Origin of the sequence: Aestuariicoccus sp. MJ-SS9, from assembly GCF_032586235.1 — a bacterium.
GTDB lineage: Bacteria > Pseudomonadota > Alphaproteobacteria > Rhodobacterales > Rhodobacteraceae > Aestuariicoccus.
The window spans coordinates 7,501-28,407 of sequence record NZ_JAWHTD010000005.1; the positions used below are offsets into that span (position 1 = coordinate 7,501).

At 65.4% G+C, this 20,907-nt stretch carries 22 protein-coding genes (1 of these 22 only partly in view); 9 read left to right on the top strand and 13 right to left on the bottom strand.

Translation table 11 applies throughout. The annotated features are described in order from the left end of the window. The 3 genes in view from msrQ to msrP are tightly spaced (at most 34 nt apart) and all read right to left on the bottom strand, a layout consistent with a single transcriptional unit that may run on beyond the window. A protein-coding gene (gene msrQ / locus RXV88_RS05260) for a protein-methionine-sulfoxide reductase heme-binding subunit MsrQ (RefSeq protein WP_316291055.1) crosses the window boundary here: on the bottom strand, positions 1–591 show its 5' portion. The gene continues 18 nt to the left of window position 1, outside the view; 591 of the gene's 609 nt are visible here — the first part of the coding sequence; its start codon is at positions 589–591; the stop codon falls past the left edge of the window. Next, entirely contained in the window at positions 588–794 is a 207-nt protein-coding gene (locus RXV88_RS05265) for a GDCCVxC domain-containing (seleno)protein (RefSeq protein WP_316291056.1), read from the bottom strand. The genes msrQ and RXV88_RS05265 overlap by 4 nt, the downstream gene beginning before the upstream one ends. 34 nt (positions 795–828) lie before the next feature. Then, complete coding sequence (gene msrP, locus RXV88_RS05270; RefSeq protein WP_316291057.1) at positions 829–1,731, bottom strand: protein-methionine-sulfoxide reductase catalytic subunit MsrP; 903 nt, start codon at positions 1,729–1,731, stop codon at positions 829–831. A gap of 209 nt (positions 1,732–1,940) precedes the next feature. Between msrP and RXV88_RS05275 the strand changes: the two genes are divergently transcribed. From RXV88_RS05275 to RXV88_RS05290, 4 genes are all read left to right on the top strand, one after another. Beyond that, positions 1,941–2,378, top strand: coding sequence for a DUF302 domain-containing protein (locus tag RXV88_RS05275; RefSeq protein ID WP_316291058.1), 438 nt, complete (start codon positions 1,941–1,943; stop codon positions 2,376–2,378). A gap of 185 nt (positions 2,379–2,563) precedes the next feature. Then, positions 2,564–3,043, top strand: a complete 480-nt coding sequence (locus RXV88_RS05280) for a fasciclin domain-containing protein (RefSeq protein ID WP_316291059.1) — start codon at positions 2,564–2,566, stop codon at positions 3,041–3,043. Positions 3,044–3,280: 237 nt separating this feature from the next. Then, entirely contained in the window at positions 3,281–4,693 is a 1,413-nt protein-coding gene (locus tag RXV88_RS05285; protein ID WP_316291060.1) for a calcium-binding protein, read from the top strand. A 234-nt stretch (positions 4,694–4,927) separates the two neighbouring features. Then, complete coding sequence (locus RXV88_RS05290; RefSeq protein WP_316291061.1) at positions 4,928–6,616, top strand: calcium-binding protein; 1,689 nt, start codon at positions 4,928–4,930, stop codon at positions 6,614–6,616. A gap of 66 nt (positions 6,617–6,682) precedes the next feature. Here RXV88_RS05290 and clpB read toward each other — a convergent pair whose 3' ends face one another. Continuing rightward, on the bottom strand, positions 6,683–9,301 hold the full coding sequence (gene clpB, locus RXV88_RS05295) for an ATP-dependent chaperone ClpB (RefSeq protein ID WP_316291062.1): 2,619 nt from the start codon (positions 9,299–9,301) through the stop codon (positions 6,683–6,685). Between the two features lie 240 nt (positions 9,302–9,541). Between clpB and pyrF the strand changes: the two genes are divergently transcribed. Together pyrF and RXV88_RS05305 are read left to right on the top strand one after the other, a co-directional pair. Continuing rightward, a complete protein-coding gene (pyrF, locus tag RXV88_RS05300; RefSeq protein WP_316291063.1) occupies positions 9,542–10,231 on the top strand; it encodes an orotidine-5'-phosphate decarboxylase in 690 nt (229 codons plus the stop codon). 81 nt (positions 10,232–10,312) lie between these two features. Continuing rightward, positions 10,313–10,618: an orotidine 5-phosphate decarboxylase gene (locus RXV88_RS05305; protein WP_316291064.1), complete on the top strand. Its 306-nt coding sequence runs from the start codon at positions 10,313–10,315 to the stop codon at positions 10,616–10,618. A 13-nt stretch (positions 10,619–10,631) separates the two neighbouring features. Here RXV88_RS05305 and RXV88_RS05310 read toward each other — a convergent pair whose 3' ends face one another. Continuing rightward, complete coding sequence (locus tag RXV88_RS05310) at positions 10,632–11,048, bottom strand: NUDIX hydrolase (RefSeq protein WP_316291065.1); 417 nt, start codon at positions 11,046–11,048, stop codon at positions 10,632–10,634. 72 nt (positions 11,049–11,120) lie between these two features. Here RXV88_RS05310 and RXV88_RS05315 point away from each other — a divergent pair, with 72 nt between their 5' ends. Further along, a complete protein-coding gene (locus RXV88_RS05315; RefSeq protein WP_316291066.1) occupies positions 11,121–12,374 on the top strand; it encodes a DNA polymerase IV in 1,254 nt (417 codons plus the stop codon). A 68-nt stretch (positions 12,375–12,442) separates the two neighbouring features. On the opposite strand, the gene RXV88_RS05320 is transcribed toward RXV88_RS05315, so the two are convergent. The 6 genes from RXV88_RS05320 to RXV88_RS05345 all read right to left on the bottom strand — a co-directional run bounded on the left by RXV88_RS05320 (position 12,443) and on the right by RXV88_RS05345 (position 17,403). After that, positions 12,443–12,760 carry a DUF3775 domain-containing protein gene (locus tag RXV88_RS05320; RefSeq protein WP_316291067.1) on the bottom strand — a complete coding sequence of 106 codons (318 nt, stop codon included), beginning with the start codon at positions 12,758–12,760 and terminating at the stop codon, positions 12,443–12,445. A gap of 72 nt (positions 12,761–12,832) precedes the next feature. Next, positions 12,833–13,564 (bottom strand): SDR family NAD(P)-dependent oxidoreductase, encoded by a 732-nt coding sequence (locus tag RXV88_RS05325; RefSeq protein WP_316291068.1) that lies wholly within the window; start codon positions 13,562–13,564, stop codon positions 12,833–12,835. Next, entirely contained in the window at positions 13,561–14,127 is a 567-nt protein-coding gene (locus RXV88_RS05330) for a DUF3833 family protein (RefSeq protein ID WP_316291069.1), read from the bottom strand. Before RXV88_RS05330 ends, RXV88_RS05325 begins: the two co-directional genes overlap by 4 nt. Positions 14,128–14,129: 2 nt before the next feature. Continuing rightward, on the bottom strand, positions 14,130–15,350 hold the full coding sequence (locus tag RXV88_RS05335; RefSeq protein ID WP_316291070.1) for an MFS transporter: 1,221 nt from the start codon (positions 15,348–15,350) through the stop codon (positions 14,130–14,132). Next, entirely contained in the window at positions 15,350–16,111 is a 762-nt protein-coding gene (locus tag RXV88_RS05340; RefSeq protein WP_316291071.1) for a DUF1365 domain-containing protein, read from the bottom strand. The genes RXV88_RS05335 and RXV88_RS05340 overlap by 1 nt, the downstream gene beginning before the upstream one ends. Beyond that, the gene (locus RXV88_RS05345; protein WP_316291072.1) at positions 16,108–17,403 is read right to left on the bottom strand and encodes an NAD(P)/FAD-dependent oxidoreductase; all 1,296 of its coding nucleotides are present in this window, start codon (positions 17,401–17,403) and stop codon (positions 16,108–16,110) included. Before RXV88_RS05345 ends, RXV88_RS05340 begins: the two co-directional genes overlap by 4 nt. A gap of 260 nt (positions 17,404–17,663) precedes the next feature. Here RXV88_RS05345 and RXV88_RS05350 point away from each other — a divergent pair, with 260 nt between their 5' ends. Both RXV88_RS05350 and RXV88_RS05355 read left to right on the top strand, forming a co-directional pair. After that, positions 17,664–18,185, top strand: coding sequence for a sigma-70 family RNA polymerase sigma factor (locus RXV88_RS05350; RefSeq protein WP_316291073.1), 522 nt, complete (start codon positions 17,664–17,666; stop codon positions 18,183–18,185). Positions 18,186–18,193: 8 nt separating this feature from the next. Beyond that, positions 18,194–18,841 (top strand): ChrR family anti-sigma-E factor, encoded by a 648-nt coding sequence (locus RXV88_RS05355; RefSeq protein WP_316291074.1) that lies wholly within the window; start codon positions 18,194–18,196, stop codon positions 18,839–18,841. Here RXV88_RS05355 and RXV88_RS05360 read toward each other — a convergent pair whose 3' ends face one another. Together RXV88_RS05360 and RXV88_RS05365 are read right to left on the bottom strand one after the other, a co-directional pair. Continuing rightward, positions 18,842–19,612 carry a carbon-nitrogen hydrolase family protein gene (locus RXV88_RS05360; RefSeq protein ID WP_316291075.1) on the bottom strand — a complete coding sequence of 257 codons (771 nt, stop codon included), beginning with the start codon at positions 19,610–19,612 and terminating at the stop codon, positions 18,842–18,844. Next, positions 19,609–20,868, bottom strand: coding sequence for a M24 family metallopeptidase (locus tag RXV88_RS05365; protein WP_316291076.1), 1,260 nt, complete (start codon positions 20,866–20,868; stop codon positions 19,609–19,611). Before RXV88_RS05365 ends, RXV88_RS05360 begins: the two co-directional genes overlap by 4 nt. Positions 20,869–20,907 lie beyond the last annotated feature (39 nt).

Consider the following 20,907-nt stretch of genomic DNA (forward strand, 5'->3'; position numbering starts at 1 on the left):
ACGCGCCGGACGAATCCGCAGCGCCAGGAGGGCCAGGATCGCCCCCAAATAGGCCAGCGGCTCGATCTGGAAGCCCTTCACCAGCATCACGTAGTGAATCGCCCCCAGCAGAACCGCGCCATAGGTCAGCTTGTGCAGTTGCCGCCATTTCGGCCCCAGCTTGCGGACCGACCAGTTGTTCGACGTCGCCGCAAGTGGCAGCAGCAGCGCAAAGGCCGCCATGCCGACCGTTATATAAGGACGCTTCAGGATGTCGGCCCAGATCTGGCTGACGATCTGTACATCCAGCACCAGCCACACCAGCAGGTGCAGCGCCACATAGACAAAGGCCATGACGCCGATGGCGCGGCGGAACTTCAGCAGGTTGATGCCTGCGTGACGGCGCAGCGGCGTCACCGCCAGCCCGGCGATCAGAAGTTGCAGGGCGATCTCGCCCAGCCGGTGCTCCAGCTCCTTGATCGGCTCGACCCCAAGACCACCGGTTACACCGAGATAGAGCAGCCACGGAACGGGAAGCGCGCACATTATATATAGGGCCCAGCTGGGCACCCTGCGCGCGGTCTGGTTTATGCGGTCCGCAAGCAACGTCATGCGCAGCATCCGTTGCCGTCCTGAACCGGCGGGCACGGAACCGTTCCGTAGGAACAATAGACGCAGCAATCGCCGGGATTGGGCCGCAGCACGGCGCCGCAGCCCTTGCAGTCGTAAAAGAACTGGCAGGCGTCCTCGGGCATCGTCTCGACGCTTTGATGTCCGCAGTGCGGGCATGTGAGAGTAGAGATCAATTCGGCCATGTCGGCCCCCATTGTCTGCCGCGCCGCCGCAGGTTCAGAAATTCTCGGCCAGGTCCATGCCGGCATAGAGGCTGGCGACCTCTTCTTCGTAGCCGTTGAACATCAGCGTCGGCTGGCGGCGCGAGAAAAGGCCGCCGCCGATGCGCCGCTCGGTCGCCTGGCTCCAGCGCGGGTGATCCACGTTCGGGTTCACATTACTATAGAAACCGTATTCCCGCGCGTTCGCTTTGTTCCAGCTGGTCGGCGGCTCGTCCTCGGTCAGGGTAATGCGCACGATCGACTTGATCGACTTGAAGCCGTATTTCCACGGCACCACCAGCCGCAGCGGCGCGCCGTTCTGGTTGGGAATGGTGCGACCGTAAATCCCCGTCGCGATCATCGTCAGCGGATGCAGCGCCTCGTCCAGCCGCAGCCCCTCGACATAGGGCCAGTCCAGCACCGGATAGGCGAGCCCCGGCATTTCCTCGGGACGGTAGGCGGTTTCGAAGGCCACGTATTTCGCGCCCGACTGAACGCCCGCCATCTGCAGCAGATCGGCCAGCTCGAACCCGTTCCAGGGCACCACCATCGACCAGGCCTCGACACAGCGGAAGCGATAGATACGTTCCTCGACGGTCATCGCCTCCATGATCTGGTCAAAGCCATAGTCGCCGGGGCGGTCCACCAGCCCGTCGATCTTGACCGACCAGGGATCGGTGGTCAGCTGGCCCGCGTATTTCGGCGGATCGGACTTGCCGGTACCGAACTCATAGTAATTGCAGTAGTTGGTGATGTCCTCGAACGCGTTCGGTTCCAGCGCCTCTTGCGCCTGCGCCTTGCCGCCCACGCCGAGGATCGAGCCCGCCGCCATACCCGCAATGATCTGCCTGCGGTTCAGAAACGCCGCCTCGGGCGTGACGTCGGCGTGAGTCAGGTCGTTTTTCCAGCGAAAGGCCATAGCGTTCTCCGTCGTTTCTTTCCTTCTAGGTAGGGGGACACACCGCCCCGGTCCAATAAAGGCGTGTCACGTCTGCGTGCCAGAATTGTAACACGGCATCCGCCCTGGCCCTTGCCACGCACTGTTGATTTGCATCATTCCAGACAGTCCCCCTGTCGGTTACGGTCGGATGCCAATCGTCAGCGGCAACAATAAAGGAGTGCCCTCTCATGAAACACCTCGTGATCGCCGCCTGCCTGGCCGCCACCCCGCTCGCCGCGCAGGACATGATACAATACGACACCGACCAAAGCTTCGAGGATGTGCTCTTTGGGCTGGAGAACGCGATCCTCAACGAAGGCCTCGTGATCGACAGCACCAGCCACGTCGGCGCGATGCTGGAACGCACCCGCGCCGACACCGGGTCGGACGTGCAGCTTTACGAAGCCGCCGATGTGTTCAGCTTCTGCTCGGCCACCCTGTCGCGCAAGGTGATGGAGGCCGATCCGATGAACATCGTCTACTGCCCCTACGATATCTTCGTCATGGTCCGGTCCGACACGCCCGGCACCACCACCGTCGGCTTCCGCACTTTCCCCGAAGGCCCGATGAAAGAGGTCGAGGCGCTTTTGGACTCGCTCGCCAAGGCGGCCATCGGCATGGAATAGGACACGCGGACTCACACCCCGGTCACAAAGATTTCAGTAGAATTCCAACTGGTCCGCGGCTTAGCGGGCCAGCCCGTTTCGTCAAACCCGATCGGCGAAAAATCCCGCTGAACCAACCCTATGCCCCCTGCGTAGGCTAGTACGATGCAACACGGCATCGGAACGCAAAAAAGGAGGACATATCCATGTTCCGCAGAACTTATCTTGCCCTCACCGCCGCCGCCGTCATGGCCGGCCCGTCGTTCGCCGGCGGCCATTCCAAAGACATCGTGGACACCGCCGTCGAGGCGGGCAGCTTCTCGACCCTCGTCGCCGCCGTTCAGGCCGCCGGTCTGGTCGACACGCTGAAAGGCGAAGGCCCGTTCACCGTCTTCGCGCCCACCGACGAGGCCTTTGCGGCGCTGCCCGAAGGCACGGTCGAAACCCTGCTCATGCCCGAGAACAAGGATCAGCTGACCGCGATCCTCACCTACCACGTGGTGCCGGGTAAGGTCATGTCGTCGGATCTGTCCAACAACATGATGGCCACCACCGCGCAGGGCACCGACGTCACCATCATGACCGAAGGCGGCGTGACCGTGAACGGCGCCAATGTCGTCACCGCGGATATCGAGGCGTCGAACGGCGTGATCCACGTGATCGACGCGGTGATTCTGCCCGAATAAAGCGAGAATTTTTACAATTCTGTCCGGGCGCGGGGATTGTCTCGCGCCCGGAGTCGGTTTTTGCCATGATTGGGGCAAAGCCGCCCCAATTCAGCACTTTTTCGACACATTCTTTGCACAATTCCCAACGGCTGCTTACCCTTTGGAGCAATAACAAAATGATAACGAGGCCGGTTTAAACAGTGACCTTCAAGTGGACGGGTGTGGGGCAACACCTTTGGAAAGGGGAATTCCGGTATGGCCACGACATTTGGCACCAGCGGCAACGACACTCTCTCCGGGACCGGCGTACGTGATGTCGTCGATCTGCTGGAGGGCGACGATTATTACTTCGGCGACAACGGCGCCGACCTGATCGTCGCAGGGCTCGGCAACGACACCGTGCTCGGCGGCAACGGCAGCGATGTTGTCGAAGGTGGCGGGGGCGACGACAGCCTGGTGGGGGCCTGTGGCCACGACACCATGTTCGGCGACGATGGCAACGACATCCTCTCCGGCGGCAATGCGAACGATGTGCTTTACGGCGGGCTTGGCCTGGACACGCTGCTGGGCGGCAACAATCAGGACGCGCTTTATGGCGGCGACGGCAACGACTCGCTCAATGGCGGCCAGGACAACGATACGCTCGATGGCGGCGCGAATGACGACACGCTGGTCGGCAACAAGGGCGACGACCTGATGACCGGCGGGGACGGCGCGGATCTGTTCCTGATCGACGGCTACCAGACCGGCAACGACACCATCACCGATTTCGAGATCGGCATCGACACGATCGACCTGTCGATCCTCGGGGTTTGGGACATCTCGCAGATCGGCGTGACCGATCTTGGCACCGGCACGCTTCTGAACCTGGGCAACGGCAATTCGCTCGAACTTTCGGGCATCGCGGCGGGCGCGCTCTCGAACGCCGATTTCATTCTGGTCGACGCGCCCGATCCCATCGCCACCTCGACCGGCGGCGACAACGTGACCGGCACGGCCGTTGGCGAGTTGATCAACGGGATGGACGGGTCCGACCGGATCGACGGCGCGGGCGGGAACGACACAATCACCGGCGACAACGGCGAAGACACGCTGATCGGCGGCGCGGGCGACGACCTGATGGACGGCGGATCGGGCCAGGACAAGCTCTATGGCAACGACGGCAACGACACGATCACCGGCGCGGCGGACAATGACCTGATCTACGGCGGCAGCGGCGATGACGACCTCGACGGCGGCAACAAGAACGACCGCCTTTACGGCGACGACGGCGCGGACAACCTGATCGGGGCCCATGGCAACGACAAGCTTTATGGGGGGAACGACAGCGACACCCTCGACGGCGGCGCGGGGCGCGACATCCTCGAGGGTGGCGCGGGCGACGACATCTTGTCCGGTGGCTGGAACGACGACACCATGACCGGCAACGCCGGCGCGGATGTCTTCGTCTTCGAGATCCGCAGCGGGTTCGACACGATCACCGACTACGAGGATGGCGTCGACAGCTTCCAGATGGGCGATCTCAGCGCGATCGGAGTCTTCGGCTTTGACGATCTCACGGTCGAGGGCGTGGACGGCAACACGGTGGTCACGCTGAACGACTACAACGCCTTCACGCTGACCGGCATCGACGCAGCGACCATCACGGCCGACGACTTCGGTTTCTGATCCGGTTTGCCCCAACAAACACCGTTCAGGATCAGGGCACCCTCTGCGGAGGGTGCCCTTTTTCATGCATGCATTGGCTTTCAAGCAGAAACAATTTCGGTTCTGACGCGGATTTGGCGCCCAAATGAAATCAAACTTCGGCCAAAGGCCGGCCATTAACCACGCTTAATCACCCATCCAAGGGCAGAAGTCCCTTTTCAGGCGAACGGCAGCCCCGGCCGCAGATGGTGGAGTATGAGCGACATGGCGACGATCTACGAAAACGGCGATTCCGACTATTTCACGCCGCCCAGCCAGACCATGCAGGTCGGCGATGTCTTCGAAGGGATCAATTACACCGGCGACTTCGGCGACAAGGTCTGGGTGCCTCTGATCGCGGGCGCGCGCTATACGATCACCATGACCGGTCTCTCCGCGACCGACGCCTACCACATCTACTGGAACAACTTCGCCGGCGACGCCGGTTCGATCAGCTTTTCCGGCGGCGCGATCACCGGCACCAACAACGTGTCCGGCGCGGCCAGCGACATCGAGGCGGGCCCCGGGACGGTGACCTATACGCTGACCCCGCTGGTCAGCACGGATTACGAAATGATCCTTGCGCGCGGTTCCTGGGCGGATGGCGACATCACTTACCAGATCGGCGTGGCCGATTTCGTCGTGCCGACGCTCTTTACCGACGAGGCCGACAATGTAACCGGCACCTCGGGGGCCGACGATTACAATATGCTGCGCGGCGACGACACGCTCGACGCCGGGGATGGAAACGACTCGGTGTTCGGCGCGCATGGCGCGGACGACATCACCGGCGGGCCGGGTGACGATTCCCTGAACGGCGACAACGACAACGACGTCGTGTCCGGCGGCACCGGGCGCGATACGCTGCTGGGCGGCAACCATGACGACACGCTCAGCGGCGGGGCGGATGACGACCTGCTCAACGGCGGCAACGGCAACGACTCGCTCTTGGGCGACGGCGGGGCCGACCTGCTGATCGGCGGCAAGAACGACGACATTCTCGACGGCGGCGCGGGGGCGGATACGCTCAACGGCAGCTTCGGCAACGATACGATGACCGGCGGGACCGAGGCCGACGTCTATGTCATCTCGGCCAGCAACGGTGCCGACGTGATCGACGCTTTCGAGGACGGGGTGGATCTGATCGACGTTACGGCCATAGGTGTGGCCGGGCTTGGCGACATGGCCATCAGCCAGGCTGGCGCGGATGTGCTGATCGACCTTGGCGGCGGCAACCAGATCACCCTGACCGCCTTTGACTTGGCCGATGTGGACGCCGGCGATTTCATCCTGGCCCCCGATCCGACGCTGGGCACCGCGGGCGACGACATGCTGATCGCCGACGACAGCGCCACCACGATAGAGGGCGGCGAAGGCGCCGACCGCATCCACGGCAAAGCGGGCAACGACAACCTCTCGGGCGGCAATGGCAAGGACAGCATCGACGGGAACGAGGGCGACGACACGCTCGACGGCGGCGATGGCAACGACCGCATGTCGGGCGGCAAGGGGGCCGATGTCATGTCCGGCGGGGCCCGGAACGACGACATGTCCGGCGGGGCCGAGGCCGATGCGATGAGCGGCGGCACCGGCAACGACGCACTGGCGGGCGACGATGGCGATGACACGCTTGAGGGCGGCGCCGGGCACGACGAACTGAGCGGCGGCACCGGCGCCGACACCTTTGTCTTTTCGGTCGTCAACGGGCGTGACACGCTCACGGATTTCGAGGATGGCGTCGATCTGCTCGATGTGCAGGCGCTGACCCTGACGGGCATCGCCGATCTGACGATCACCCAGGATGGCGCGGATGCGCTGATCAGCCTCGACGGGTCTATGGGCAATACCGTGCGGCTGACCGGCGTCGACATCGCCGATATCGACGCGGCCGACTTCCTGTTCTGACCGCCGCGCCGGCAACGAAAAAGGCCCGCCATCTCTGGCGGGCCTTTCACATTTTTCAGGCAGCGCTCAGTGCACCACGGCATCGTCCGGTCGGGGCCGGTTGCTCGCCGCGATGCGGTCGCCGATGATCAGCCCGTCGGTCCCGGCGCTGACCGGCACGGTGTCGCCGTCGGCCACATCGCCCGCCAGCAGCATCTCGGCCAGCGGATCCTGCAGGCTGCGCTGTATCACCCGCTTGAGCGGCCGCGCCCCGAACACCGGATCGTAACCTTCGTCGGCGAGCCAGGTCTTGGCCGCATCGTCCAGCTCGAGCCGGATCTTGCGCGCTGCAAGCCGCTTGAGCAACCGGCTGAGCTGGATATCCACGATCCCGGCCATGTCGTCGCGCTTGAGCCGGTCGAAGATGATCGTCTCGTCCAGACGGTTCAGGAATTCGGGGCGGAAATGCGCCCGCACCGCATCCATCACGTCGCGCCGCGCCTGGCCGCTGTCCGCGCCCTCGGGCAACTGGCTAAGCGCCTGCGAGCCAAGGTTCGAGGTCAGCACGATCAGCGTCTGCTTAAAGTCGACCGTGCGGCCCTGACCGTCGGTCAGCACACCGTCGTCGAGCACCTGCAAGAGCACGTTGAAGACATCCGGATGCGCCTTTTCGACCTCGTCGAAAAGCACAACCTGATAGGGACGCCGCCGCACCGCTTCGGTCAGCACGCCGCCTTCGTCATAGCCGATATAGCCCGGAGGCGCGCCGATCAGGCGGGCGACCGAATGTTTCTCCATGAACTCGGACATGTCGACGCGGACCATCGCGTTGTCGTCGTCAAAGAGGAACTCGGCCACGGCCTTGGTCAGCTCGGTCTTGCCCACGCCGGTCGGCCCGAGGAAGAGGAACGACCCAAGCGGGCGGTTCTCATCATTCAGCCCGGCACGCGCGCGCCGCACGGCATTGGCCACGGCGGTGACGGCCTGATCCTGGCCGACGACCCGCTTGTGCAGACCTTCTTCCATGCGCAGCAGCTTTTCACGCTCGCCTTCCAGCATCTTGGCCACCGGGATACCGGTCCAGCGCTCGACCACACCCGCGATCTGTTCGGGCCGCACGGCCTCTTCGACCATGACGCCGTCGTCTTCCTGCGCCTCGGCCTCGGCCAGCTGCTTTTCAAGCTGCGGGATGACGCCGTAGGACAGCTCGCCCGCCTTGGCCAGATCGCCGTGGCGCTTGGCGATTTCCAGATCGGCCCGCGCCTTGTCGAGCTGTTCCTTCAACTCGCGCGCGCTGGCCAGCTTGTCGCGCTCGGCCTGCCACTTGGCGGTCATCTCGGCGCTCTGCTGCTGCAGATCGGCCAGGTCCTTTTCCAGCTTTTCCAGCCGGTCGCGCGACGCCTGGTCGTCTTCCAGCCGCAGCGCCTCGACCTCGATCTGCTTTTGCAGGATGTCGCGGTCCAGCGCGTCCAGCTCCTCGGGCTTGCTGTCCACTTCCATCCGCAGACGCGACGCCGCCTCGTCCATCAGGTCGATGGCCTTGTCCGGCAGGAAACGGTCGGTGATATAGCGGTTCGACAAGGTCGCCGCCGCCACCAGCGCGCTGTCCGAGATACGCACGCCGTGGTGCAGCTCGTACTTTTCCTTGATGCCGCGCAGGATGCTGATCGTGTCCTCGACCGTCGGCTCCTGCACCAACAGCGGCTGGAACCGCCGCGCCAGTGCCGCGTCCTTTTCGACGTGCTTGCGGTATTCATCCAGCGTGGTCGCACCGACGCAATGCAGCTCGCCCCGCGCCAGCGCCGGTTTCAAGAGGTTCGAGGCGTCCATCGCCCCGTCCGCCTTGCCCGCGCCGACAAGCGTGTGCATCTCGTCGATGAAGAGGATGATCTCGCCCGCTGCAGACGTGACCTCATTCAGCACGGCCTTCAGCCGTTCCTCGAATTCACCGCGGTATTTCGCACCGGCGATCAGCGCGCCCATGTCGAGCGCCAGAAGCCGCTTGTTGCGCAGCGATTCCGGCACGTCGCCGTTCACGATCCGCAGGGCGAGGCCCTCGGCGATCGCGGTCTTACCGACGCCCGGCTCACCGATCAGCACCGGGTTGTTCTTGGTCCGGCGGCTCAGCACCTGCATGGCGCGGCGAATTTCCTCGTCGCGGCCGATGATCGGGTCGATCTTGCCCTGCTCGGCGGCCTCGGTCAGATCGCGCGCATATTTCTTCAGCGCGTCATAGCCTTCTTCCGCGCTCGCCGTGTCGGCGGTGCGGCCCTTGCGGATGTCGTTGACGGCGGCGTTGAGCGCCTGCGCGTTCACCGCGCCGGCCTCCAGCGCCTCTTTCGCCGGGCTTTTGACCATGGCCAGCGCCATCAGAATACGCTCGACCGGCACAAAGCTGTCGCCCGCCTTCTTGGCGATTTTCTCGGCCTCGTCCAGCACCTTGGCGGTGGTCGAATCGAGATAGACCTGCCCGGCGTCGCCGGACACCTTGGGGATCTTGGCCATCTTGGTATCAAGCGCCTGCACCACGCGCTCCGGCGCGCCGCCGGAGCGCGTGATCAGGTTGCTGGCCAGACCCTGATCGTCGTCCATCAGCGCCTTGAGAACATGTTCGGGGGACAGTTTCTGATGGCTCTCGCGCATCGCAATGGTCTGTGCGGCCTGAATGAAACCGCGCGACCGTTCCGTGAACTTCTCCAAGTTCATGGCATTCTCCTTCCGCTAAGCGCCCGGTGAATGAAACCGCGCCTGACTTGGCAGCACGCGAAGGGCCCGGGCCTCTGCTGGAAAAGATGGCAACGGGGCGCGCGCCCTTCAAGCCCGCAAGGTGAAATATCTCGGTTTTTGAATATGACTCGCACCCACATCTTTTCCGGCGCAACACGTGCTTGACAGCCCGCCCACCGGCACCCATCACCGCCGCAGCGAAAACCAGAGGAAAGCCCCATGTCCGATGACCGTCTGATCGTAGCCCTCGACGTGCCCAACGCGCTCGATGGGCTGGCCCTGTGCGAACAACTGGGCGACGCGGTGTCGTTCTACAAGATCGGGCTGGGGATGCTGACGGGCGGCGGGCTGGCGCTGGCCAACGAGCTGAAGCAGGAACACGGCAAGCGCGTCTTTCTGGACATGAAGCTTTTCGACATCGGCGCGACCGTCGAAAACGCGGTGCGCGGGCTGGCGCAGTTCGATCTGGATTTCCTGACCGTGCATGGCGACCCCCATGTGGTGCGCGCCGCCAAGGAGGGCGCTGCGGGCAACGACCTGCAGATCCTGGCCGTCACCATCCTGACCTCACTCGACCGCGCCGATCTGGACGCGGCGCTGATCCAGCCGGGCAATATCGCCGATCTGGTCGCGACCCGCGCCGCGCGGGCCTTCGAGGCCGGGGCCGACGGGGTGATCGCCTCGCCCAACGAGGCGGCGATGATCCGCGCCCTGCCCGAGGCGGCGGGCAAGCTGATCGTTACCCCCGGCGTACGACCCGAAGGCGCGGACGCGGGCGACCAAAAGCGCATCGCAACTCCCGCCGCCTCAATCGCCGCCGGGGCCGATCACATCGTGGTCGGCCGCCCCGTCTGGCGCGCCGCCGATCCCGCACAGGCCGCGCGGGACATCCTGGATACCCTGCCCTGACGCACCTGCGGCAATGCTTAGCGGGAACAATTTCCGGCCTGTCGGCGTTGCACGACAATATGACAGGCACGAGGTTAACCCATGAGCACCGGAAACCCGCAGCTTCGCGACGTCACCTACAACGCCGCAACCCAGGCCTTCGAGGCGCTGGTCGCCTTTGACACGGCAGAGGGCCGCCAGCGCATCGCCAGCACCTTCGCCGCCCCCATCGACACACCATTCGAACGCGCGGCACAGGGGCTTTGGCAGGCGGCGCTGGTCCGTCTGAACCAACCCGGCACGTTGCGGTCGCGCCGCGCGACCGCGGCAGACGCCGCGCGCGAAACGGCGGAATCCCGCACAATCGCTGCCTTCTTCCAGCAGTTCGTGCAGCGCCGCGCGGCCTGACGCGCCCCGGCCCTCAGCGGTTCGGGCGGTCGAGCAGATAGGCTTGCAGCACGTCCCGAAAATGCGGGATCGCATCGGGGCTCTGCACAAAGGCCTCTGCCGTCATCATCAGCCAACCCGCGCCCTCACCGCCAAAGCGCACATCGGCGATCCGTTCCGCGCCGAATTCCGCCGCAAAAAACCAGCTCGCCGCACCGCCCTGCCGGTGAACATGCGACCAGATCAGCGCGTCCGGCGCCACTGACAGCCCGATCTCTTCGCGGGTCTCGCGCAGGGCACAGGCCTGCGGGCTCTCCGCGCCCTCGCGGCCGCCGCCAGGGAAATCCAGACAACCGGGCCAGGGAATGCCCGGCGCGTGGTCGCGCCGCAGAACCACCAGCCGTTCCCCCAGAAAGAGGATCAGCTTGGCCCCGGCAAATGGTGCAGTCATGTCGGTCATGGTGTCGGGTCCATCTCGGACGTATACTGCACACATAGTCTCTCCGTCCCCGGATCGCACCCCATGCCCGCCCTCTGCCGCGATTGTCTGACGATGTTCGACGACGGCCCCCGTTGCCCGTCGTGCAAGCGGCCGCGCATCCTGCGCCATGACGAGCTCTGGGACCTCAGCATCGCGCATATGGATTGCGACGCCTTCTATGCCAGCGTGGAAAAGCGCGACGATCCCTCGCTCGCCGACAAGCCGGTGATCATCGGCGGCGGGCGGCGCGGCGTGGTGTCCACCGCCTGCTACATCGCCCGTATCCGCGGCGTGCGCTCGGCCATGCCGATGTTCCAGGCGCTCAAGCTTTGCCCCGACGCGGTGATCATCAAACCCCGGATGGAGGCCTATGCCGAAGCCTCCCGCGCCATTCGCGCGATGATGGAGGACCTGACCCCCGCCATCGAACCCCTGTCGCTGGACGAGGCGTTTCTCGATCTCACCGGCACCGCGCGGCTGCACGGCGCGCCGCCCGCGGTGATGCTGGCGCGGCTGATCAAGAGGATGCGGTCGGAACTGGGGCTGACCGGCTCCATCGGCCTGTCGCACAACAAGTTCCTGGCCAAGATCGCGTCGGATCTGGACAAACCGCACGGCTTTTCGGTGATCGGCAAGGCCGAGACCGAAAGCTTTCTGCGGCCCCGGCCGGTGCGGCTGATCTGGGGGGTCGGCGCGGCCGGGCAAGAGTCGCTGGACAAGGCCGGCATCCGCACCTTCGACGATCTGCTGCGCTGGGAACGCGCCGATCTGGCGGCGCGCTTCGGATCGATGGGCGACCGGCTCTGGCATCTGGCGCGCGGGCAGGATCGCCGCCGCGTCAGTCGCGACGCGCCGATGAAATCGGTCTCCAACGAAACCACCTTCAGCGATCCCACCGCCGACCCGGATATCCTCGACGGCCACCTGTGGCGCATGTGCGAAAAGGTGGCCGACCGCGCCAAGGCCAAAGGACTGGCGGGGCGCGTGGTGACGCTGAAACTGAAACGCGCCGATTTCACCCTGATCACCCGCCGCCACGCGCTGAGCGACCCCACACAGATCGCCGACCGGCTCTACCGCACGGCGCATGACCTTTTCCAGCCGCAGGCGCACAAGGGCCCGTTCCGGCTGCTGGGCGCGGGGCTCTCGGATCTCTGCGCCGCCGACAGCGCCGACCGGGCGGGCGATCTGCTTGACCCCGGGGCTCTGACGCGCGCGCATGCCGAACGCGCGACCGACGCGATCCGCGCCCGCTTCGGCCCCGACGCGATCCTCAAAGGCCGCGCGCTGCGCTGAACAAAGCACCCCACGGGACGGCGGGCGGGGCGACGCGCCTTGGCGCGAGCGGCGCCCGTCGGCCCCGACTAGAGAACCTCGTCTTCCTCGTCGGTCACATCATACCCCAGCGCTTCCAGCCCGGCCTCCAGGTTGTCGGCCAGATGCGGCGTGCCGATCAGGTAATCCGCCGTCGGCGTCGTCGCCTCGGCCCGCGCGGTGCCGATGGCCTCGGCCCAGTCCTCGGCCTCGAACGCCCCGCGTCCGATCCACATCACCGCCACCAGCGCGGCCTGCTCGTCCTCGTCCATCCGGTCGATCAGACCCCGCAGCTCCGCCTCGCCGCGATGCAGCTCTCGGGCCATGACGATCACGGCGGCCACCTTTCTGACAGAGATTTCATCCATAGCGCGTCTCCTTTTCCTGCCCCCACCATGAGGACGGAGGGGACCCCGCGCCTTGATCTTACGCAAACCCGCTCAGGCAAACAGCCGGTAATAGAGCCAGTCCGGCAGAAACTGGCTGCCCCGGAACACCAGGCTGAAGAGCGTCGGGAAGGAGGTCTTGAACGCGTTCGAATTCATGTGTTCGAAATAGACCCGCGCGGCCTTGTCCGGATCCATGATGAACGGCATGGCAAAATCGTTCTTGTCGGTCAGCCGCGTCTTGATGAACCCCGGGTTCACCAACTGCACATCGACCCCGGTCTTGCGCGTGTCCGCATGAAGCGATTCCGCCAGCGTCATCACCCCGGCCTTCGACGCCGTGTAGGGTGCCGCCGCCGGCAATCCGCGAAAGCCCGACAGCGACCCGGTCAGCACGATATGCCCCCGGTCCCTTTCGATGAACCGCGGCAGGACCACGCCCATCAGCCGCATCGCCCCGGTGAAATTCACATCGGCCATCATATTGGCCTGTTCGGCGTTCCAGCCTTGCGCGCCGAAGGGCCAGTAGACCCCGGCCATCTGCACCACCCCGTCGATGTCGCCGATCGCCTCGGCGGCCCGCGCCAGACTATCCGCATCGGCCAGATCGACCGGCTGCACCTCGGACGGGCCGGGCAGCGCGGCGGACAGGGCCTCGAGCTTGTCGCGCGACCGGGCCGACAGGATCAGCCGCACCCCGGACGCGGACAACCGGTGCGCCAGCGCCTCGCCCAGCCCCTCGGACGCGCCGACGAGCCAATAGCGTTTGCCGGCCCACTCCCTCATACGGGTTCCTTCTGGCGCATCGTGGCCACCAGTTCGGCCACCTTGATGCCGAATTTGCGGAACTGGCTGCGGTTCACGATGGTGCCGTTCGGGGCAAGATACATCCAGTCGGTCGTGTCCAGCACATGCCCGCCCGCGTCCTCGGGCAGCCGAATCCGGTAGCGCAGTTGCAGCGACGGGCCGCATTGCACACCCTGCCCCTCACCGACCACGTCGGCGGCGGTCGCCCGCACGCGGCCGTCATTGCCCAGCGTCAGGTTCCACTGACGCTCCTGCACCTCGCCGCTGTCATAGGTGAAGCGTTCGCGCATCACGCCCACATTGCCGTTCCACTCGGCCTCGAAATCGCCCACGAAGCGCGAAGTCACACGGCCCGTCGGACCATATATCACGCCTTCGCAGGCAATCGGGCCATTAAGGTGGCGGCGCAGGTCCAGCGCCTCGCCCGGCGCGTCGGCATAATCGCCGGGCGCCTGCGCGACAAAGGTGAAATACCGGGTCTTGAGATAGCCCAGAACCGCCATCAGAACGGAACCGAGCAGCACGTAGTAGAGGGCTTCCATTTTCAGTCCTCCGAAATCGGGGTGGCCGCCAACAAGGCGATTGCCACCAGTTTCAAAACGCAGGGCACGCCCGCGTACAACAAGGAGAGGGTCCAGAGCGCCTGCGCGTCATTCCCCCCGCCCGACACAAATCCGCTCGCTTCCAGTGTTGGAAGTAGCGCGACCGCCGCAAAGGCCAACGTGAACTTCGACACGAAGGACCACAGGGCAAAGCCCTCGGTGGCGTTGGGCGCCACCACCTGCATCCGCGCGGAGAAGATCGCGGGCAGCAGCGTCATGTCCGCCCCCAGCGCCGCGCCAGACGCCAGGCAGATCAGCGCAAAGGCCAGCGTGTCGCCCGCCCCCAGCCCCAGCGCAAAGCCGAAGGCGACGATGCTCAGCACCATGGCCGCCAGCAGCACGCGCTTCGCGCCCAGCCGCTCGGCCAACACGCCCCAGACCGGGGCCGCCGCCGCCGCCGCCACGAAGAAGAGCAGCAAGAGCGGCCCTTCCCAGCCCGGCGCGTCCAGACGGCTTTCGACGAAGAAGAGAAACAGGGTCGAACTGACGGCCACCGGGGCCGCGTTCACCAGCGCGACCAGCAACAGCCTGCGCGACACCGCATCCCCCAGCACCGGCCCGAAGCCGCTGGCGGGCAGGTCGACATCGCCCCCCCATTCCGCCGACATCAGAGCCGCAGCAACAGCGCACATGACTGCAAAGATCAGCGCGAAGGCCGCAAAGGCCGGCCAGCCCATCGTCATGAAGACCGCAGGAAGCACCGACGCGACGCAGACGCCCAAAAGCGCCCCGGTCTCGCGCCAGCGGGCCAGCCGCAGGTGGCCGCGCCCGCCCAGAGTATCGGCCTTGGCGACACCGCGGGCGTAGAAGTTGATCGTCAGAAAGCTGAAGGCCGAGAAGACCAGCGTCAGCATCACCGCGAACCAGATCAGCGGCGAGCCTATCGGCTCCACCGCAAAGAGCCCCAGCATCGCCGCGCCCATCACCGCCGCCGCCACGCCGACCGCCAGCGCCTGGTGCCGCCGCACCGCCGTGGCCAGTCGGCCCAGCAGCGGGTCCTGCACCACGTCAAGCAGCCGCAGACCGAACAGCACCGCGCCCAGCGCGCCAAGGCTGACGGCGTATTCGTCGACGTAGAACTTGGGGGCGTGGATGTAGATCGGCAATCCCGCCGCCGCCAGCACCCCGGCAAAGACGGCATAGGCCGGCAAACGATGGGTCATCACTGGCTGACATCCTCCACCGGCGGCGTGGGGCGGACACGATAGCGCGCGCCCTTCCACCACAGTTTCAGCGCCTGCCAGTGGATCAGCGCCAGCACCCGCCGCGCGCCCAGCGGGCGCGTCAGCGCCGACCACAGGATCGAGCGGTTGGTCAGCCGCCGCCGGCGGCCGGTCAGCGTGGCGATCAGCCCGCCCGTCTGCGAGGTGTAGTCGATCCAGATGCCGATCCGGTCCTCGCGGATGTCGAAGCGGAAGACATAGCCGCCCTCGATGGGCTGGAACGGCGAGACGTGAAAGATCTTGGTCGCGGTCAGCCGGTCGCCGGGTCCGATTTCGGACCGGTCCGGCTTGACGCAGAGGTAGGAATGCCGGTCGCCGAAGGTGTTGCTCACCTCGGCGATCACCGCGATCAGGCGGTCGCTGTCGTCATGCGCCAGCCAGAAGGACACCGGGTTGAACACATGGCCCAGCATGCGCGGCTGCGCCAGCAGCATCAGCGGCCCACCGGCACGCACCTGATGCGCCTCGAGCACCTCGCGCGCCCAGATCGCGCCGCGCCCCGCGCCCGGCGCGCCGCCATGGTCGCGGTCGTGCAGCGACACCAGATTGCCGCCGTTGCGCGAAAACAGCAGGGGTGCGCGCGGCTTCTCGGCCTCGGCGTCCAGCATCACGAAGTCCACCGAATAGCGGAAGGCATTGGCGATCGCCCCCTTGCGCCCGTGGTAGGTATGCCCGGCGATATGATCGACGGCGGCACTCATGCGGCGGTGGCCACCGCATTCTGCGCCCGGATCGCCGTGACCACGTCCACCGCGCTCGACAGCCCGTCCTCGTGAAAGCCGTTCTTCATCCAGGCCCCGCAGAACCAGGTGTTGCCGGTCCCGTTCATCGCCGCGACGACCTGCTGCGCCTCGAGCGCGGCAAGGTCATAGACCGGATGGCGCAGCACGGTCTCGTCATATATCAGCTCTTCGCGGATCGTCCGGGCCGAATTCAGCGTGACGAACATCGGGTCGTCCATCGGGATCGGCTGCAGGCAGTTCATCCAATAGGTCAGGTCGATGGTGTTCATCGCCTTGACCTTGTCCTCGGTATAGTTCCACGACGACCACGTCACCCGCCGCTTGGGCATAATGCTTTCGTCCGCGTGCAGCACGACGCGGTTGGGCTGGTATTTCACCGCTCCCAGCGCGCGCTGTTCCATCGGGGTGGCGTCGGACAAGAGCCGCAGGGAATCGTCGGAATGGGTGGCAAAGACCACCTCGTCGAAGCTCTCCCATTCGCCGCCCTGCGCTTTGACTTCGGCCCCGGCGACGACGCGGCGTACCGCATCGATGGGCGTACCCAGACGCAGCTGCACGCCCTGGCGGACCATCTCGTCGCCCAAACGGCGGACGTATTCCACCGATCCGCCGTCCACCGTGTACCACTGGTGCTGGCCGGTGTGGTGCAGCAGCGCGTGGTTCTCGAAGAACTGGATCATCGCGTGCGCTGGAAAGTCGAGCATCTGCTCGACCGGTGTGGACCAGATCGCACCGGACAGCGGCAGCAGATAATAATCGCGGAACCAGTCGCCAGTCCCAAGATTGGCCAGGAAGTCGCCCAGGCTGAGCGATCGGTCGCGGCTTTCCTCCAGCGCGCGGGCGTTGAATTTCGCAATGTCGCGGACCATCCCGAGGAACCGGGGGTTTACCGCGTTACGCTTTTGCGCAAAGAGCGCCGAAAGACTGCGCAGCCCGTATTCCAGATCGCCGCCGCGCAGAGAGGCGGCAAAGCTCATGTCCGACTTGACGACGGGAACATCCAGCCGTTCGAAGAGTTGCGCCATATGCGGATAGTTGGCGTAGTTGAACACGATAAAGCCGGTATCGACCGGCTGGTCCCCGCGCTTGCCGGCGATCTTGGTGCGCGCGTGCCCGCCCAACCGCGGTTCGGCCTCGAACAGGGTGACGTGATTGTCGTCCGCCAGCATGTGCGCGGCCCCCATCCCCGAAATCCCTGCGCCGATCACGGCAATTCTTCGCGGCTTACCGGCGCGGGCTTCAAATGGCATCTGGGGAGTGCTCCTTGGCGATTGTCTACTTTGCTTTACGCCGTCCCGCGCCGTTCGGATGAAAAATGAAAAAGAAATTTTGTTGTGATCCACGGAAGGCACACGCCCGTAATCAGTTTATGTTAGTCAGTCAGGGCCTCATGGATGTCAGTGGCGCGGAGTCGGATGTTTCCGGCGGTACGGTGCTTTCGTCTCAACAGATCAGGACTGCGGGACCCGAAGGGTTGGAGACTTCTAAAAACGACACGACCGAGGACCTGATGACCTTGCTCATCCGGATCCGCGACCACAAGGACGAAGCGGCCTTTGTGGCGGTGTTCCGGCACTTCGCGCCGCGGCTCAAGTCCTTTCTGATGCGCTCTGGCACCGATGCCGCGCTCGCAGAGGAATGCGTGCAAGAGGTGATGGCCACCGTCTGGCGCAAGGCGCATCTCTTCGATCCCAGCCGCGCCAGCGTGGCGACGTGGGTCTATACGATCGCACGGAACAAGAAGATCGACGTTCTGCGCAAACAGAAACGCCCCGAACCCGAGGATCTGCCCTGGGGGCCCGAGGCGGAACCGGATCAGGCCGATGTGATCGGTCTGCAACAGGAAAGCGAACAACTCGGGGCCGCTATTGCAGCCCTGCCCGAAAAACAACGAGAGCTGATCGAAAAGGCGTATTTTGGCGACTACACCCATTCGGAAATCGCCGAACAGACGGGCCTGCCGCTTGGCACGATCAAATCGAGAATACGGCTGGCGCTGGAACGACTGCGCCGCGCCATGGACCAGAAGTGACCAAACCGATGAAGATACGACATCATCTTACCGACGACCTGATCATGGGGTATTCGTCCGGCACCCTGCCCGAGGCGGTGAACCTGATCGTGGCGACGCATGTATCGCTCTGCGACGAGTGCCGCGCGGCGGTGGAATCGTACGACGCTGTGGGCGGCGCCCTCGTCGAAGGGTCTGACATGGTCGAGGTGTCCGACGCCTGCCTGTCCGGCGCGCTCGACCTGATCCGCAACGGTGCCTGGTCCGCGACCGAGGCGCGTATGTCGGCCGGCGACGACGTCCTGCCCGCCCCGCTGGCCGATTACGTCGGCGGCACGCTGGAGGATGTGAAATGGCGCCCGGTCGGGATGGGCGTCAAGCAGGCCATCCTGCCCACCTCCGACACGGCGACCGCGCGGCTGCTCTATATCCCTGCAGGCACCGCGATCCCCGACCATTCGCATTCGGGGATGGAGCTGACGCTGGTTCTGAAAGGCGCGTTCGAGGATGACGACGGCCGTTTCGCCCGTGGCGATATCGAGGTCGCGCATGAAGAGGTGCACCACACACCCGTCGCTGATATCTCTGAGGATTGCATCTGCCTTGCGGTCACCGACGCGCCGCTGCGGTTCAAGGGGCTTCTGCCGCGTCTTGTGCAGCCTTTCGTCAAGATCTGATCACAGTTTCAAGCGGCTTCTGTCGCTGAGATAGGGAAGTCGCGCCTGCGCGGCTTCGACCGCGTCGGCGGTGATCGTCGCCGTGATCGGTTGCGGCCCGTCCCCGGCGCGGGCCGCTTCGACGCCGCCTGGCGCGGCGATCACGCTGCGGCCCAGATAGGTCAGGCCATTTTCGGCACCCGCATGGTTGGCATAGGCCAGCCAGACGCCGTTTTCATAGGCCCGCACCGGGATCATGCTGTCCGCGACCCAGCCCCAATCCGCCCCCAGCGCGGTCGGCACCAGCACCAGCTGCGCGCGCTGCGCCGCCACGTGGCGGACAGTTTCCGGAAACTCGGCGTCGTAGCAGATCAGGATGGCCAGCCGGAGCCCCGCCAGATCGAACAGCGTACAAGCCGCACCAGGGGTAAAGACGTCGCGCTCGAACCCCGGCGGGATGGCGAGCTTGCGTTGATGCGCCAACACCGCGCCATCCGGCCCAAAGCATTGCGCCGCGTTGTAAAGCGCCGCGGCCCCGGCCTCTGCATAGCCATAGCAGATCGCGATGCCATGCGCGCGGGCAAGCGCGGCGATCCGTGTTGCTGCCGGCCCGTCGCGCGGCTCGGCCCGGTCGCGCAACAGCCCGCTGATGTTGTAGCCGCAGGCGAAAAGCTCTGGCAGCAGCACCAGATCGGCACGAAGCCTCGCCAGCTGCGTCTCCAGCCAGTCCAGCCGCGCATCGACACCGTCCAGCGCGCCGGGGCTTTGCAGAACTGCCAGGCGAAGGCTCATGTCACCATGACCTCGCGCGGGTAATCGGTCAGGTATTCGCAGCCGGTCTCGGTCACCACCACCGAATCGCCGATCCGCCCGGCGGTGACACCATCGACCGATATCCCGCCGTCGACGGCGAAGGTCATGCCCGGCTGCAGCACGGTCCTGTCCCCGGCCTTGAGTTCTGGCGCCTCCAGATAGGCCACACCGATGGACCGTCCGGTGCGGTACCCGGTCTGATAGCCCCGCTCGGCATAGACGGCATCCGCGGCGGCGGCGATATCCTGCGCCTCGACCCCCGGCCGGATCGCTGCAATTGCGGCCTGTTGCGCGTCGATGGCCGCCTGCTGGACGCGGGCGGCCTCGTCCGTCACGCCCGAGACATGAAACATCCGGTCGAAGCCCAGCTTGTATTGCTTGAACTGCGCCATGTTGCAGAAGCAGAAATAGACCGGGTCGTAGGCGGCATAGGGTTTGACCGACGCGCGGCGGTGCACCATCGAGGTGTCGCGCCCGCTTTGCAGGATTTGCAGATTGTGGATGAGCGGCGACACGAAACGCTCCCATCCGCGATCGGTCAGGAACCCCGCCGCGGCGCGCGTGCCCGCCTCGATCACCGCCAGCGCGCTTTCGTATTCATGCGCCCCTTCCCGGAGCGAGCCCTGGGCAGCGGCCATCATCGCCCCGGCGATCTGTCCCGCCTGCCGCATCACGTCGATCTCGAAGGGTGACTTGATCATCCGCTGCGCGCCCAGCACCGGGCCGATGTCGCAAAGCGGCACGCCCGGCCATGTGTCATCGAGGAAATTGCGCACCAGCGCGGGCAACTGCCGCTTTTCCACCCAGATCGCAGACGGCGCGTCCGGCAGAACCGACGCCAGCGCCCGGCCCCAGCTGTTGGGGCCCATATCCTCCCACCGGCGGATATCGCCGACCCAGGTCATTTCGGCGACCATCTCGGATTCCATCAGCGGGGTGATGATCACCGGATCGGCCTCGGCGCGCACCACCAGCATGGTGGGCCGCCCGAACTCGATCCCCAGATAGCCCCAGAAGCCGGCCAGATAGGCGATAGAGCTTTCGTCGGTAAAGACCGCCTCGGCGATCCCGTCCGCGCGCATCCGTTCCTGTAAGATCGCGGTTCTGTTGCGCGCCTCTGCCAGCATGGTCGATCCTCCTGTGATGAGACCAGCATAGGCCAGCCCGACCCCGCGCGAAAAACGCGATGCGACATCGGAGGTCGCGAAACGCCTGTCCTGAAAGAAGTTGGCCAAGGCGGCGACGCCTTGGCCAACAATCGGTCTGCATAGTCA

Excerpts from the sequence above, each read along its gene's own strand:
- RXV88_RS05265 (WP_316291056.1), bottom strand. The coding sequence starts at position 794 with ATGGCCGAATTGATCTCTACTCTCACATGCCCGCACTGCGGACATCAA.
- msrP (WP_316291057.1), bottom strand. The coding sequence starts at position 1,731 with ATGGCCTTTCGCTGGAAAAACGACCTGACTCACGCCGACGTCACGCCC.
- RXV88_RS05275 (WP_316291058.1), top strand. The coding sequence starts at position 1,941 with ATGAAACACCTCGTGATCGCCGCCTGCCTGGCCGCCACCCCGCTCGCC.
- RXV88_RS05280 (WP_316291059.1), top strand. The coding sequence starts at position 2,564 with ATGTTCCGCAGAACTTATCTTGCCCTCACCGCCGCCGCCGTCATGGCC.
- RXV88_RS05285 (WP_316291060.1), top strand. The coding sequence starts at position 3,281 with ATGGCCACGACATTTGGCACCAGCGGCAACGACACTCTCTCCGGGACC.
- RXV88_RS05290 (WP_316291061.1), top strand. The coding sequence starts at position 4,928 with ATGAGCGACATGGCGACGATCTACGAAAACGGCGATTCCGACTATTTC.
- clpB (WP_316291062.1), bottom strand. The coding sequence starts at position 9,301 with ATGAACTTGGAGAAGTTCACGGAACGGTCGCGCGGTTTCATTCAGGCC.
- pyrF (WP_316291063.1), top strand. The coding sequence starts at position 9,542 with ATGTCCGATGACCGTCTGATCGTAGCCCTCGACGTGCCCAACGCGCTC.
- RXV88_RS05305 (WP_316291064.1), top strand. The coding sequence starts at position 10,313 with ATGAGCACCGGAAACCCGCAGCTTCGCGACGTCACCTACAACGCCGCA.
- RXV88_RS05310 (WP_316291065.1), bottom strand. The coding sequence starts at position 11,048 with ATGACTGCACCATTTGCCGGGGCCAAGCTGATCCTCTTTCTGGGGGAA.
- RXV88_RS05315 (WP_316291066.1), top strand. The coding sequence starts at position 11,121 with ATGCCCGCCCTCTGCCGCGATTGTCTGACGATGTTCGACGACGGCCCC.
- RXV88_RS05320 (WP_316291067.1), bottom strand. The coding sequence starts at position 12,760 with ATGGATGAAATCTCTGTCAGAAAGGTGGCCGCCGTGATCGTCATGGCC.
- RXV88_RS05325 (WP_316291068.1), bottom strand. The coding sequence starts at position 13,564 with ATGAGGGAGTGGGCCGGCAAACGCTATTGGCTCGTCGGCGCGTCCGAG.
- RXV88_RS05330 (WP_316291069.1), bottom strand. The coding sequence starts at position 14,127 with ATGGAAGCCCTCTACTACGTGCTGCTCGGTTCCGTTCTGATGGCGGTT.
- RXV88_RS05335 (WP_316291070.1), bottom strand. The coding sequence starts at position 15,350 with ATGACCCATCGTTTGCCGGCCTATGCCGTCTTTGCCGGGGTGCTGGCG.
- RXV88_RS05340 (WP_316291071.1), bottom strand. The coding sequence starts at position 16,111 with ATGAGTGCCGCCGTCGATCATATCGCCGGGCATACCTACCACGGGCGC.
- RXV88_RS05345 (WP_316291072.1), bottom strand. The coding sequence starts at position 17,403 with ATGCCATTTGAAGCCCGCGCCGGTAAGCCGCGAAGAATTGCCGTGATC.
- RXV88_RS05350 (WP_316291073.1), top strand. The coding sequence starts at position 17,664 with ATGACCTTGCTCATCCGGATCCGCGACCACAAGGACGAAGCGGCCTTT.
- RXV88_RS05355 (WP_316291074.1), top strand. The coding sequence starts at position 18,194 with ATGAAGATACGACATCATCTTACCGACGACCTGATCATGGGGTATTCG.
- RXV88_RS05360 (WP_316291075.1), bottom strand. The coding sequence starts at position 19,612 with ATGAGCCTTCGCCTGGCAGTTCTGCAAAGCCCCGGCGCGCTGGACGGT.